This is a genomic window from Segatella copri, assembly GCF_026015465.1.
In the GTDB taxonomy this organism is placed as follows: domain Bacteria; phylum Bacteroidota; class Bacteroidia; order Bacteroidales; family Bacteroidaceae; genus Prevotella; species Prevotella copri_E.
Map to the genome: position 1 here is coordinate 63,834 of NZ_JAPDUQ010000005.1, position 13,510 is coordinate 77,343.

Sequence of the window (13,510 nt, forward strand, 5' to 3'; positions counted from 1 at the left end):
TGTAAAAGTACAAAAATAAACCTCAGTTCGGGATAACGAACTCTATCTAAAGGCTTTATAATGTTTTTATATAAGGGATACAGAGGCTTGGCAACCATCTATATATCTTGGATGGTTGCTGAGACAAAATCCTCCTGTAAAATATGCAATGTTAGAAAAGACTAAGCTGTTTCGTATCTTCGATAACGTATCCAGTAAGTGCCTTGGGCTTGTTGTCAAAGAAACAGTATGCCCCTAATGCAGAAATAATATTTATGATGAAATTCGCAACAGACCTGTGACGTGAATGTACTATCTGAGCCGTATTTTTCAACAGGTCATTAATCGTTTCAATGATGTATCTTTTGCGTAGCATCATCTTGTCATAGAACGGCATTAGTTTGTTCTTCATGTTCACTCTCAGTCCTGTTACCAACTGGATGCCTTCCTCAAAAAGCGAATCGAAGAGTTTTTGCGAGATATAGCCTTTATCTGCAAACAGCTTGCCATACAGACGTTTAGCCAACACATCGAATACCGTTGGATCTTTGTCGCTAACGTTTGCACCAGTGAGAACAAAAGCAATTATCTCACCTCTATCATTACAAGCCAGATGTAGCTTGAACCCATGACACCATCCCATTGTTCCCTTTCCGTTTGTGGCAATGCCTTTGAACACTTTGTTGGCATAACGCCTGAGATTGTGGCATATTGGTATCATGGTTGAATCAACAAAGGTTATACCTGTACATCTGCCAAAAGCACGGAGATTCAGGAAGAACATGAGAGGGAAGAATACGCGACTTTCAAGTTCTACAAAACGGTTATAAGACACCGCATTTGGAAAATATGACTTCAAAGTTCCTCTAATAAAGAATAGGTAATAATGCTTGAAGTTTCGGAACGAGCCGAAATGGAAATACAGCAAAATCGTCATGATTTCACTATCAGATAAAGAGGCTTTACGTCGTCTGCGCTTTACTCCATCTTCACCCAAAAGCAATTTTCCTGCATTTTCAGCATCAAAAACTTTGTAAAATTCATCAATAATACAAAATAATTCTGTAACTTTGTCCTTGGTAATCTCCATAATGATATCTTTTTATGTTTGTAACTAATTGGATTTCAACTACAAAGATACAAAAAATATCGGAGATTACCAACTTTTTTAGGCACTATTTCTTATCCCGAACTGAGGTAAAAATAAGATACTACGTCACAAATTACTCAATAATTTGCCACAAAAGTACAAATTTTCAGTGCATCCTATCTGCACAGTACTAAAAAAGCCACCAGTTTTACTGATGGCTCACCGATTTAAGAAACAAACTAATCAATTTACTATCCGTTGTATTCCAAACATTATGATTGTTCTAAATACTACAACTCCATCCTGTACCATACAAATGCCTGTTATGAACCAGGTACTGATGAAGCTATCAGAACTTCCTTGCCAGTTTCTCTGCCTCTACCGGCTTATTGGTAGTAATGAAATCAACATTCATTTCAATGAGCTTCTTGATGATAACATCATCATCAGAAGTCCATCCATTTACCTTCAATCCCAATTCATGAGCTTCTTTAATCCACTCAGGATGCTTGAAAAGTATCTTATAACTATAATCAATACCTTGATAACCAAGTTTCTTCACTTCAGCTGGTGTATAATTGCCATTAACATAATAAATAACAGCATTAGAATCCAACTGACGAACCAATGCACAAGCTGCAGAACTGAAAGAGATATACTCCACCTGTTTGGTCAAGCCCATACGATTCACCATCTCCACCGTTTTGCGAGTAAGACGATCTTCGTCGCACTGTAAAGGTTGTCTTTTGATTTCAAGAATCAGTTTTATTGCAGGATGATTCTTCAACTCATTTAAATATTGCTCTAAGGTTGATACTTCTTCTCCATTTTTTAGAAGTTGTATTTTCAAATCAGCATACTTTGAATCAGCAATGATCAAATCATTGATTTTCGGGTCATGGTTAACAATGATAACACTGTCAGCAGTGATATGCACATCACATTCAGAACCGTAAACCTTGGCATCTGCAGCCTTACGCAAAGAAGCTATCGAGTTTTGGGCCGAACCTTTCGTATCCCAATACCCACGATGTGCTATTATTTGAGTCTTAACTTTTGAATTTGAAATCAGAACAGTTTGCTCATATTTCTCTCCAAAACGATTGGTGAATACCACCGTAATACTCTTGGCATCAGAAGAAGGCAAGGCTCTAAACAGATGCCCGGTAGCAGTAAGACCTTCCTTATGTCCTTTGCTCGCAGCATAGGCTTCATCTACATCAACAAACTTCTCCATCGCACCCATGGATTGTCCGTCCTGCAGCCATTCAACCTTGCAGCTTGGATCCCAATCCCAAACATTTACCACTACATATTGAGGCTGACTCAACATATCACCTTTACCATAAACACGCATCTGATAATCAATGCTATGACCTGTGGATTTATAATGCCATTTCAGCTGATTCCCATCCACATCCATCACCAGATAACCATTAGGCGCTCCACAGCGATTAACCTGACTTTTCCACCAGGCACCACAGGCGGCACCAATATTGTGTTCCAAAAGTTGAGCATCCATGACATTGTTCTGGAAATAATGAGTATGACCAGTCAAGACATGTACCTGATAATCCTTTAGGGCATCGGCCAACTCCTCTGCATTGCGAACATTGCCCTCACCCTCTGTGCTATTCCAAACAGCCGCATGCATATTGAGGAAGACCAAAGAGCCCTTCGGTACAAAACTCAAATCATGCTTCAGCCAGTCTAAATCAGCATCCGTAATAGCCTCTATATACTTCTTGTGACCCACGTAATTTATATTCTTCAACGTAACTACGTGTACTTTACCTATGTTGTAGGAATAATTGACAGGTCCGAAAAAACGGTGATAATATTGCTCTCCATATACAGGTGTACCAAGTGTCATATTATGCAAATCCTGATAACGCTTGTCGAAATCATGATTGCCTATACATTGGAAGGTAGTCATTTTGATGCCATCAAATGAGGCGGCATATTCACCATACAGGTTCATACTGTCAAATACTAAATCTCCCAAGGTATTGGCCACTACCTCTCTCTCTTGGCTCAGGGTATCCACATAGCCCTTCAAATCGCGGATAGATTCCTGCTTCCAACGCTTCATGTCATGCTCATTCTTTACCTGAGGATCAGAGATGGCAATATAATAAAACTTATCAGATAACTTTTTCCTCTTCTCCAAAATGAAATCATGTCGGCTGTGATCTTTTACAAGTTCATCCACGCGAACGTAAAAGCCTTTAGCAAGGCTCTTCTGGCAGGGAAGCACATAGGATGAAGGAGTGGATATACTGACGAACTTGCAGACATTGGTATCAGTAGGCAATGTCCATTCTCCAAGAGAATTGGTTTGCACAAAACTTCGGCCATTGTTTACAACCACCCCGGCAATCCCCTTACCCTTGATGTCTTTTACCTTACCGGAAAAAACAAAAGAAGAAGCTTGTTGGGCAGCCATACCCAATGGCATGGCCCCAATAGACGCTAACAACAGAATTTTACTCAGATTTTTATTCATCACGCTAAAAACTAAACATTTATCAATTTAATATGGTCAAAGAAAGCCAAAGCCTCTTCTGCAGTATTGGCATCACCGGCAGCTTCCTCCAAGGCTGCAGTATCACTCTCCAGGCAGATGATGTTGGCACAATCCAGTACATGACTCATGATTCGAATTGCCTCCTCTTTGGTCATATGCTGCGACTTATAGCTCTTCTTTACATATTTGTTCACACGCTCCACGGCCTTGAAGACAGCCGGCTTTCTAAATTCTGTTCCTGAAGAACTCAACCCCACCTCTACCTCATAGGTGTGGGTATAGTTACAGAGGAAAGTATTCCATTTCTTGGTAATCTCACCACCTAAGAAATGCTCTTCATCAAAAGCTGGCTTGACATTGGGAATCTCCCCACCATATACTTCGAGCGTAAACTCTTTCTTGCCCTGTGCAGCCATGTGGGCAACAGTACCCATCAGAAGCGCTGCAATCAAAAATAGTCTTACTTTCATTTTTTCAATCCTTTCATTAAACATCTAATCAATTATAATTCTGGTCTCTTTTGCCAAATCAGTCGGGTATTGAAATCATCACCACCCATCGATTTCACAGCCTCCAAATAATGTTCACGATTCATACGTTGCAAGATAGCTGGGTATTTGAAACGATATGGCATATGCAATGAAGCATCTACACCTGGACCTTTCGGTACATCAGGATAACCGGTACGATTATACTCAAACCATTGCTGGAAATCAATGAAGAAGAGTGCATAGAACTTCTGTTCCATGATGCGGCGAAGCGTTCCATCATACGCTGCCTTCCCGTTATCAAAATACCCGTCAGGAACCTCAACTCCCCATTGCGTAATAGCTGCAGCAACAGCTTTTTCATAGAGCAGCTTGGCATCATCAGAGATAAGACCGCGTTGTGCCAACTCTGCCTTGATGAAGAGTACCTCTGCATAGGTGAGACACTGTATATTCTGTGGCGCTGTGGCCAGATTTGCCGCATTTGGAGAAGAAGCAGTAAATGTAGGCTCCACATCATAACCACTAGGCAAACCGATAAAGGAAGTAACCTCTTGACCGGTTTGAGGATCCTTATTGGTAGCCTGAGTTGCAAACACTTCCAGACGAGGATCCTTCCAATCCTGAAGACGATCGATGAAAAATGCAGAAAGTGACTTGTAGGCAGAAAGGTCTGATGGACGTGTCATTGGAGCTTCATCAGGAGCAATTCCTGAGATATGTACCTTAGCATTGTCATCATTCGATTCAAAAACCGGATAAGTAGTAGGATCTGCCAACATCTTCTTCAACTCTGCCTTGGCCAAATCACCCAATTCCTTGGAATCTATGACACGCAGCAAAGCGCGCAAACGCAAGGAGTTGGTAAACTTCTTCCATTTCAGGATGCCCTGCAAGTCAGAACCGCTGCTGCAATACATCTTGTCACCATTGGTATTGAACTGCAAACCTTTTTTGAGATTATATATGCTGTTCGCCACATCCAAGCTGTCGATGATAAACCTGTAGACATCAGTCTGAGACTCAAACTTTGGATAGTAGAGCTGTTCCTCACCACGGCATGATTCCTGTACAGGAATATCACCGAAGGCATCTGTCGTGTTCTCAAATATCCAGCATCTGAGGGTCAATGCAATTGCCTGATAGTTCGGATCTCCCACTTTCACGGCTTCGTCATAGATGGCCTTGGCATTGGTATTCCATTTGTAATAATTGGTCCAGACGCCATCACCTGCCGTATCACTGATGTTGAACCAGCCCACACCGCTGGTGGAGTTTGTTGTTACAAGGCACTGCATCAACTGGAAGGTCCAGCTATTGTATCGGGTCCAGGTGTAAGTGCCCATACCATAAATGAGAGGATCCAAAAAACTTCCAGCATTAGCAGTATTCATACGGGTTGGATCCACATTGGTATCGTCCATTGATTCGCATGCCGAGGTCATCAGCATGAAAGGAACGGTCATCAGCATCATTATATTTCTAAAAATCTTTTTCATCGATTCTTTCTTTTTTTGTTCATTACATCTTATTCTTAACTAGAAATCAACTTTGAGATTAACACCCCAGGAACGACTGGTAGGAAGAGTACCCACCTCTACACCTGGTACAAATGTATTACCATCAAGTGAGGTTGTCTCCGGGTCATACATTGGATAACTGGTAATGCAAAGCAGATTGCGCCCATATATACCCACTGAAGCATTGTTGATGAAAGTATTCTTCAACCAAGATTTTGGCAACTGATAATCCAGACGAACCTCGCGAAGCTTGAGATAAGTGGTACTGAAAGTATTGGTTTCCACATTACCAATGCGGTAATACTCCTTATAATATGACTCCAGGGTGACAAGTTTCTGATTCGGACTATAAGTACCATCTCCGTTATCAACCACACCCGGTGCTATGCAATACACACCAGCTACAGGAGTAATCTTCTGCTTTTCAAAGAGCTTCAGAACATCAGGGTCCGCAATATCCAGGTAGAGACTGGTTCCAGGCTTTCTACCATTCAGGGTCTCAGCTAGGTGACCCTGTTCGCACATCTTGTGATGTGACTGAGAATAGGTCATACCTCCAACCTTTCCATCCCATTGCATGGAGAATGACCAGTTCTTGAATCGCAAAGAGGTATTGAACGCACCCTCCCAGTCTGGTAAGGCACATGCCACATATTCAATCTCAGAAGGTCGAGCAGGCAAACCGGCAGAAGTGATAATCACCTCACCCTTAGCATTACGCTTGAGTTTGTATCCCCAGATATCTCCCGTGGTTCCACCTTTAGTGCCGATGATACTTACATTGCCACTCACATAAGAACCGAGAATCTGACGCTCATCAGCAAATTCAGAAAGTGATTCTATCTTGTTCTTATTGGTTGACCAGGTAGCGGTCATATCCCACTGCCAATCTCTATTCCTGATAGGAGTACCACGGAGTACGATCTCCACACCTCTGTTGCTGACACATCCCGAATTGATGGTACCCTTGGTGTATCCAGTAGTAGGATCAAAGGGAGCATTGAGAATCTGATTCTTGGTGCGATTATAATAATAGGTCACATCCAATCCCAAACGGCTGCCAAATGCTTTGAAATCTAATCCTCCTTCCCAGTTGGTAGACATCTCGGGCTTGAAGCCGGCATTATAAAGTGTACCTGGCTTAACCAAAGAACCCGAGAAATCACTAGTTGTATAGTAAGGTGATGTCTTGTAAGGCTGAGTATCATTACCCACCTGTGCCCAAGAAGCGCGCACTTTCAGCAGATTCACCCACTTTGGCATTTTCATCATGCTATTTAACACACCACTCAGACTCACAGAAGGATAGAAGAAAGAACGATTCTTGCGCGGCAAGGTAGATGACCAGTCATTGCGCCCTGTTATATCCAGGAACAACATCTCCTGATAAGCCAGATTAGCCATGAAATAAAGCGAGTTCACACGCTTCTTGCGAATAGTGGTACCAACCAATGGATTTGAAACTCCATTGGCCAAACTATATACACCAGGCGTATTCAAACCGGTAACAGAAGCTGACAACAAATCATAATACGACTGCATCATGTTACCACCCGCTGAAGCATTCACGTTGAGTCCATTCTCGAAACTGTTATGGTAAGATAAAAGTACATCAGAGTTAACCTCATAGTCAAAGATGTTCTGCTTCTTGAAGAAACCGGTAGGGAAAGCCTTGTCATCCCATGGTCTGTGCTGCTCCTGCTGCTGAGCCGTAGCCTGTAAACCAGAACGCAACTGCAAATCAAGGAAACGATTGATGGTAAAATTGGCAGAAATATTACCATTGAAACTATGCTTCTTTGCAGGGTTGGTTGCCTCGTAAAGCAAAACATACGGATTAGGCAGATAACTGGAGAATGGACGTATCTGCTTGATATTCTCCTTACCCTTGTACCACATTGGCTTAAACCAATCGAGGTTGAAGTTAGGATTCATGAATATCAGGAAATAGCTTAAGGAGTTAGAGTTATAGGTAAGCTGAGGAGTATTCTCCACATCTCTGTAAGTATAACTCATACGTGCATTGATCTTCACACGCTTGGAAATCTGCTGTGATCCGGCGAAAGCTGCAGTCAAGCGCTGATAGCCAGAGTTAGGCAAAATCCATTCACTCTTACTATGAGTCAAAGAGATACGCATATTGCCTGTACCGTTATTACCAGTCAAGGCCAGGGAGTTGGTCACCGTATGCCCCGTTTGGAACAATCCGGAGTGATTGTCTTTATAGGCTCTCCAAGGAGTGGCCACATCAGCACGACCTTCTTTCTCCGGGTCATATTGATAGAACATCTGTCCATCAAACTTCGCACCAAAAGCTGAGCTTGTACCACTGGTGCTAGCCAAACCATCATCACCTGCACCATAGGAGTAATAAGGTTGTCCAGCCCACTCTGTCCCCTTAGAACCGATGTTCTTGGCTACACCCTGTCCGAATTCATACTGATAATCAGGAAAGTGAGCAGCCTGTTCCCAGGAATTATTGAAATTATAACTGATACCTAATCCCCTCTTGGCTTTCTTACCAGACTTGGTGGTAACCATAATGACACCATTAGCAGCTCTTGAACCATAGAGAGCAGAGGCAGAAGCTCCCTTCAATACCTGAATGCTCTCAATGTCATCCGGATTTAAATCAGAGAATCCATTACCAAAGTCAATCGAACCTTCGGAGTTGCCACCAGCACCATAAGAGCCACCAGGATTATTTATAGGGCTGGAAAGTGGCACACCATCCACAACGATAAGTGCGCCATTTCCGTCCATATTCATGGAAACGTTGCCACGAAGATTAATCTGGGTTGATGACAGGGGACCACCGGCTGAAATGACATTCAAACCTGCCACCTGTCCCTGCAAAGCTTGAGACCAGTTGGCAGGCATCGTTGCCGTAATTTCAGAACCAGATACGGTTTTGGGTAGCATATCCGAGACTTTTTTCCTCACGCTTGATACCCAAAGCGGTAACCACTACATTATTCAGTTCTATAGAATCGTCGCTGAACTTCGACTTCTGTATTTTTTTACCATTTACAGAACTTTTCTTTTCAATAGTCTTGCTGCTATCCTGTGCAACTTGACCATACATGCTTCCTGCAGTACAGCATAATGTGAGCGCGAAGAAACAATGCTTCATACGTTGCTTTTTCATTTACTACCTTTTTATAGAGAATTCATAACTAACAATTTCTGGTGCAAAGGTAGGACTATGATATTACGTATTGAGGTCAATGAGGATACATTCTATTTACTTTCTTGTTACCAAAGAATTACAAACAAAGCTAACTTCCACATATACAACTGATTGCAAAAATTTAGAGCAAACTAAAGACAACAGTTTGCAAAACTTAGCCAAAGGAAGAATGCTATGATGCCTTTACTTCATTACCTGTTGCTATCTTCCTCTAACCTGTGATACCGTTCATATAAATCAAGAGCATACTCCTGCCTGAGCAGTTCACCCCGATGAAGCCCTTCAACCACCTCTTCCGTAAGTCCACAATCACTGAAATCAACAAGATAAGTACAAAGCAACTTGTTGATGATAGGAATGAGATCCTTTGCTCCTAAGCTGCAAGCTAAATCAATGGCCGCAGCCACCACGTAACCATCACAACAGTCAGCGGTTTCCAATCTGTCATCATAGAAGACGAGCATGTCCTTCACCCACGCTGTCGCCTGTTCCTTCAAGGCAGGATTCTTTTCAACATAAAACCCCACATATTTATAAACGTTCATGCGGCAGTAATGGTCAAGCTTTGGCGTTTTCAGGAATTTCGTGAATTCAGAGAAAGGATCCGGATTCAACTTGTAGAGGGTTGGGGCAAAGAGATAATTGGTCGCCAGCCAGCTCAACTGATCTAAGAAATAGGGTGTCCAGTTCTGTGTTCCAGTTTTTAGTATCAAAAACAATGTAATAACCATCTAAATCATTGATAATCATTCGCTAAATAAACTATAATCTTGTGCGAATCTACATCAGACTTTTTGACAGTTAAATTTGTCTTATATTTTGTGCTTAATTTACAGATTTACAGTGTGCTAAGTTGCTAAAGCATAATCAAAAACGAGAACATGGAACTGGACACCCTAGTTATTTGATTACCAAGAGGATATGAAGGAACGGATTGAGAAGGCGATGCGCCTTCATCGGTCCGTGATGGCACAAATGCCAACGGGTACGGGAAAAACGGTTCTACTCGCTTCGGTCGTAGAATCGTTTTGGAGGGAACATTCCAATTGCAATGTTTGGATTGTTGTCCATAGAAGGAAGTTGATGTCGCAGATAAAAGACACTTTGAATAAGTTTCTTTTGAATTTCAGTTTTTCGAATCACCCCGTGAGGGTGTGTCATAAGTCTATGGCGCACCCTTTTTTCTTATAATCTGACAGGAATCCCTGTCTTGTTACACACATATCAATGCGAGAAAAATGATATATATAAATTATTGCCACAAAAACAACATATCCGATAGCAAAATGTCATTTTTAAGGCTAAAAACAAGTGGTTGACCCATATCAAGAAAAACATATTGCAATGATATTTCTCGGCAAAAGATGCCGTTATTCGATAAAAAAGTGTTAACTTTGCACTCGCATTTAAGGAATAACAAATAATAAATTTTAAAAAGGTTAATAATTATGATGACTATTTTTACAATGGCTTTCGCCGCAGTTATGTTTTCAGGTATGGTTCTTTGCATGGGCATGTTCTTGAAACACGTAGTAGACTCAATTCCAGAAATGGCTAACATGAGCCATTCTGTTAGCTTGAGCAAGTAAGAATAGAACACTACAATATACATAATATATATATATATGAATCACTTTAGAAATAGAGAGAGATTTATATAACGATGGGGCGGGTTCCTTTTACGGAACTCGCCCCTCTTGCTTAATATTCCATCGAGAAGGTGATACCTCTTCGCATCATATCCTTCACAGTCGGCTTCAGTCTTGTCAGGAAGCCCTCCCATGAACGGTTCTTCTGGAAACTCCATCTTGCCTCTTCCACAAGAGACACCCATTCTTCCTCTACTCCTCCACAAGCCCATGAAAACTCATCACCATTCGACCAATTCTGAGCAAGGATATACAAAAAGAACGACTCCTCTATGTTCAAACCATCAGCTTTCTCCGTCACATACGCACTAGCCGCCTTCTCTATTAGATAAGCCATGACCTTGAGCTTACCGCCGGCAGAAATCCAAACAATCGGAAAAAAAGCAAGGAAACATCAGTACAGCTTAAGACAAAATAAAAAAAGCCATTGCCTAAGATCCAACAATCTCTGTCAATGGCCAACCCTATCTCTTAGCAGACATTTTACTTAAATGCCTGAATATACTGCTTTAAAGCATCACGTAATATCTCTTCACAACTCTTTTTTGTCTTAATCTTAGTGAGCATAAGCTGCTCATAGTCTTCATCAGACAAATAAGTCTGAACACCATGCATAGTGGCTCTTTTCTCTGCAAGAGACATCTTCTGTTTCTTTACAACAGGCTGTTCATTGCCAGGACGTACTGCCTGATTCATATTACTAAACGCTGCGCGAAAATCCTTTCCTGCCATAATTCTAAATATTTATAGATTAACAATACTGCGTTAAATTAACATTTAATCGTCTGTAAATCAATAACCTATATTAAGAAATGCTTATGAAAACTTAACTATAAAAAGTTGGTCAAGTCGCTGATGACCAACATTTATCTGGTGAAACGAATTTTTAAAGCATGTGGGCACACCCCGAACCGAACTTTAATTAGCAAGATTTTCAAAGATCTCTCGTGCTTACAGCGTATAGCTGCTTAGCACATTATTGAATTATTAACGAACTATTGTTTCATAGATTCCGGAGATTTCCATTATCTTACGGAATATTGGGTGTCAAGAATTCATGAACCTTTCTCGCTCATTGTTTTCGATCATCATCCTGATATGCAACAACCGGAATGGGAGGGTGTTGTTCTACAGTCAGGCAGAGATAGACCATCACCAGGCTTGGCCGTCGAAGGCTGGTAAACTTATACATGAGCCGGTTTACATATCCATAGATAAGGATGTATTGAGAAAGCAGGATGCCATCACCGACTGGAGCAATGGAGATATGACACTTATGCAGCTCCAAGCCGTGCTTCGCATCATCTATGCCCATGAAAAAGTGATAGGGATAGATATTACAGGCGAATGTTCAGCTACGCTTGACTATTTCTCTGAGTTGGAGGATGCAGAGATTAACAACGAGGCAAATGAAGAATTGCTAAGAGGGTGTGTCATAAGTCTGAATAATAGTTGGCGCATAACAATTGACCACCGCATGCACAACAGCTGTTGTGCGGCCGAAGATACTGACTGTCTCAACAACATATCCTATCTCATCCAACAACAAGAAGAGGGTGAACCATAAACTTATGACACACCCTCTTAGCCTTCTTAAGCGTAAGATTGAAGAATACGGTCTAGCTCGTCGAGTTCTTCCTCCTTTGTTGCCCAGCTTGTCACGAATCGACAGATGATTTCATGTTCGCTCTTTCTTTCCCATATCTCGAATGCTACTTTTGGGGAAAGGGCTTCGTAGAGGGCAGGTGAGAGTACAACAAACTGCTGATTGGTTGGAGAATCGTAGGCAATGGCGATGCCATGCTTTTCGAAGATGCTGCGGATGCGGGTAGCCATAGCGATGGCATGGCGCGATATCTTGAAATAGAGCTCATCCGTAAACAGCGTGTCAAACTGGATGCCGAGCATTCTGCCCTTGGCAAGCAAGGCTCCATGACGCTTCACGTTGGTGAAGAAGTATTTCGGTGCCTTCATGCCCGAGAATACCACAGCTTCTCCCATCATGGCACCCACCTTGGTTCCACCGATATAGAATGCATCACAATGTTTTGCAAGGAATGGCAAGTCGTAGTCGCATGCCGCTGAAACCAGACCGTATCCCAGTCGTGCACCATCGATGAAGAGACGGAGGTCATATTTCTGGCAGGTTGCATACAGCGCAGCCAGTTCTTCTCTGGTGTAGACCATTCCGAACTCAGTCGGCATCGAGATATAAACCATGCCTGGCTGTACCATGTGAGGATGCGATTCGTCGGCTAGGAAGGAATCCATATAGGCTGACAGGGTGCCGGTTGTCAGCTTGCTGTTTTTTCCTGGCAGGGTAATGACCTTATGCCCGAAAGCTTCTACTGCTCCTGATTCATGTACCTCGATATGACCGGTTTCCACACAGATTACTCCTTCGCATCCCATGAGGACGGAATCAATGACCGTAGTGTTGGTCTGCGTACCGCCTATCAGGAAGAACACTTCTGCATTCTCATTGTCCACAGCCTTGCGGATTTTCTCTTTTGCAGATTCTGAGTATGGATCAAAACCATAACCAGATGTTTTATCACCGTTTGTCTTGCCAAGAGCTTCTAGAATCTCTGGCAGCATACCATTGTTGTAATCACTTTCAAATGAAATCATATTCTTAATATTACGTGTCTAATTTAAACTAATTTCTTTATTCTGTTTCTATTTTACTTCTGTCAGTTTACCCGTCTGTGAGTCGACGGGTATAACCATACAGATTGCAAAAGTAATGATATTTGCTAAAATGTGAGTAAAATAACTATTAATTAATCAAAAATAGCCCTATTTCAGGTCTAAGTGGTCATTATACAGATGTCATGTTCCGTCAGTAGACCAGGCTTATTTTTTTTTACAAAATCATGATTTAAATCCTCTGAAAATCACGAATTTCCACTCGGAAAATATTTCTTGAAGAATATTGGAAATATGGCGAAATTCGTAATCGTCAGATATTCAACGTGTTATAAATCTCACTAATTTCTTCGGAAATCCGGAATTCTGTAGTCGTACAACTGTAGCCTTACGGTCGTACAACTATAGGTGATTCGTC

The 13,510-nt window shown here is 41.8% G+C and carries 12 protein-coding genes; 2 read left to right on the forward strand and 10 right to left on the reverse strand.

Annotated features, from left to right (window positions below):
• Positions 1-151: 151 nt before the first annotated feature.
• The 7 genes from ONT08_RS14985 to ONT08_RS15015 form a co-directional block, all read right to left on the reverse strand.
• Complete coding sequence (locus ONT08_RS14985; RefSeq protein ID WP_118142112.1) at positions 152-1,069, reverse strand: IS982 family transposase; 918 nt, start codon at positions 1,067-1,069, stop codon at positions 152-154.
• A 349-nt stretch (positions 1,070-1,418) separates the two neighbouring features.
• Positions 1,419-3,515, reverse strand: a complete 2,097-nt coding sequence (locus ONT08_RS14990) for a calcineurin-like phosphoesterase C-terminal domain-containing protein (RefSeq protein WP_259301910.1) — start codon at positions 3,513-3,515, stop codon at positions 1,419-1,421.
• 71 nt (positions 3,516-3,586) lie between these two features.
• Positions 3,587-4,066: a hypothetical protein gene (locus tag ONT08_RS14995; protein WP_147380005.1), complete on the reverse strand. Its 480-nt coding sequence runs from the start codon at positions 4,064-4,066 to the stop codon at positions 3,587-3,589.
• A 32-nt stretch (positions 4,067-4,098) separates the two neighbouring features.
• The gene (locus ONT08_RS15000; RefSeq protein ID WP_264960351.1) at positions 4,099-5,583 is read right to left on the reverse strand and encodes a SusD/RagB family nutrient-binding outer membrane lipoprotein; all 1,485 of its coding nucleotides are present in this window, start codon (positions 5,581-5,583) and stop codon (positions 4,099-4,101) included.
• A gap of 39 nt (positions 5,584-5,622) precedes the next feature.
• Positions 5,623-8,526 carry a SusC/RagA family TonB-linked outer membrane protein gene (locus tag ONT08_RS15005; protein WP_264960352.1) on the reverse strand — a complete coding sequence of 968 codons (2,904 nt, stop codon included), beginning with the start codon at positions 8,524-8,526 and terminating at the stop codon, positions 5,623-5,625.
• Positions 8,498-8,752, reverse strand: a complete 255-nt coding sequence (locus ONT08_RS15010) for a hypothetical protein (RefSeq protein WP_264960353.1) — start codon at positions 8,750-8,752, stop codon at positions 8,498-8,500. Before ONT08_RS15010 ends, ONT08_RS15005 begins: the two co-directional genes overlap by 29 nt.
• Positions 8,753-8,985: 233 nt before the next feature.
• A complete protein-coding gene (locus ONT08_RS15015) occupies positions 8,986-9,525 on the reverse strand; it encodes a hypothetical protein (protein ID WP_264960354.1) in 540 nt (179 codons plus the stop codon).
• 214 nt (positions 9,526-9,739) lie between these two features.
• Here ONT08_RS15015 and ONT08_RS15020 point away from each other — a divergent pair, with 214 nt between their 5' ends.
• Positions 9,740-9,985, forward strand: coding sequence for a DEAD/DEAH box helicase family protein (locus ONT08_RS15020; protein ID WP_418333319.1), 246 nt, complete (start codon positions 9,740-9,742; stop codon positions 9,983-9,985).
• A gap of 510 nt (positions 9,986-10,495) precedes the next feature.
• Here ONT08_RS15020 and ONT08_RS15025 read toward each other — a convergent pair.
• Both ONT08_RS15025 and ONT08_RS15030 read right to left on the reverse strand, forming a co-directional pair.
• Positions 10,496-10,780: a hypothetical protein gene (locus tag ONT08_RS15025; protein WP_147337133.1), complete on the reverse strand. Its 285-nt coding sequence runs from the start codon at positions 10,778-10,780 to the stop codon at positions 10,496-10,498.
• 146 nt (positions 10,781-10,926) lie between these two features.
• Complete coding sequence (locus tag ONT08_RS15030; RefSeq protein WP_117588122.1) at positions 10,927-11,139, reverse strand: hypothetical protein; 213 nt, start codon at positions 11,137-11,139, stop codon at positions 10,927-10,929.
• Between the two features lie 361 nt (positions 11,140-11,500).
• Here ONT08_RS15030 and ONT08_RS15035 point away from each other — a divergent pair, with 361 nt between their 5' ends.
• Positions 11,501-12,010: a hypothetical protein gene (locus ONT08_RS15035; RefSeq protein ID WP_264960355.1), complete on the forward strand. Its 510-nt coding sequence runs from the start codon at positions 11,501-11,503 to the stop codon at positions 12,008-12,010.
• Positions 12,011-12,036: 26 nt separating this feature from the next.
• Here ONT08_RS15035 and ONT08_RS15040 read toward each other — a convergent pair whose 3' ends face one another.
• Entirely contained in the window at positions 12,037-13,074 is a 1,038-nt protein-coding gene (locus ONT08_RS15040; protein WP_264960356.1) for a threonine aldolase family protein, read from the reverse strand.
• Positions 13,075-13,510: the final 436 nt, after the last annotated feature.

Coding starts and splice junctions, on each gene's coding strand:
- ONT08_RS14985 (WP_118142112.1), bottom strand. CDS start 1,069: ATGGAGATTACCAAGGACAAAGTTACAGAATTATTTTGTATTATTGAT.
- ONT08_RS14990 (WP_259301910.1), bottom strand. CDS start 3,515: ATGGCTGCCCAACAAGCTTCTTCTTTTGTTTTTTCCGGTAAGGTAAAA.
- ONT08_RS14995 (WP_147380005.1), bottom strand. CDS start 4,066: ATGAAAGTAAGACTATTTTTGATTGCAGCGCTTCTGATGGGTACTGTT.
- ONT08_RS15000 (WP_264960351.1), bottom strand. CDS start 5,583: ATGAAAAAGATTTTTAGAAATATAATGATGCTGATGACCGTTCCTTTC.
- ONT08_RS15005 (WP_264960352.1), bottom strand. CDS start 8,526: ATGCTACCCAAAACCGTATCTGGTTCTGAAATTACGGCAACGATGCCT.
- ONT08_RS15010 (WP_264960353.1), bottom strand. CDS start 8,752: ATGAAAAAGCAACGTATGAAGCATTGTTTCTTCGCGCTCACATTATGC.
- ONT08_RS15015 (WP_264960354.1), bottom strand. CDS start 9,525: ATGGTTATTACATTGTTTTTGATACTAAAAACTGGAACACAGAACTGG.
- ONT08_RS15020 (WP_418333319.1), top strand. CDS start 9,740: ATGCGCCTTCATCGGTCCGTGATGGCACAAATGCCAACGGGTACGGGA.
- ONT08_RS15025 (WP_147337133.1), bottom strand. CDS start 10,780: ATGGCTTATCTAATAGAGAAGGCGGCTAGTGCGTATGTGACGGAGAAA.
- ONT08_RS15030 (WP_117588122.1), bottom strand. CDS start 11,139: ATGAATCAGGCAGTACGTCCTGGCAATGAACAGCCTGTTGTAAAGAAA.
- ONT08_RS15035 (WP_264960355.1), top strand. CDS start 11,501: ATGAACCTTTCTCGCTCATTGTTTTCGATCATCATCCTGATATGCAAC.
- ONT08_RS15040 (WP_264960356.1), bottom strand. CDS start 13,074: ATGATTTCATTTGAAAGTGATTACAACAATGGTATGCTGCCAGAGATT.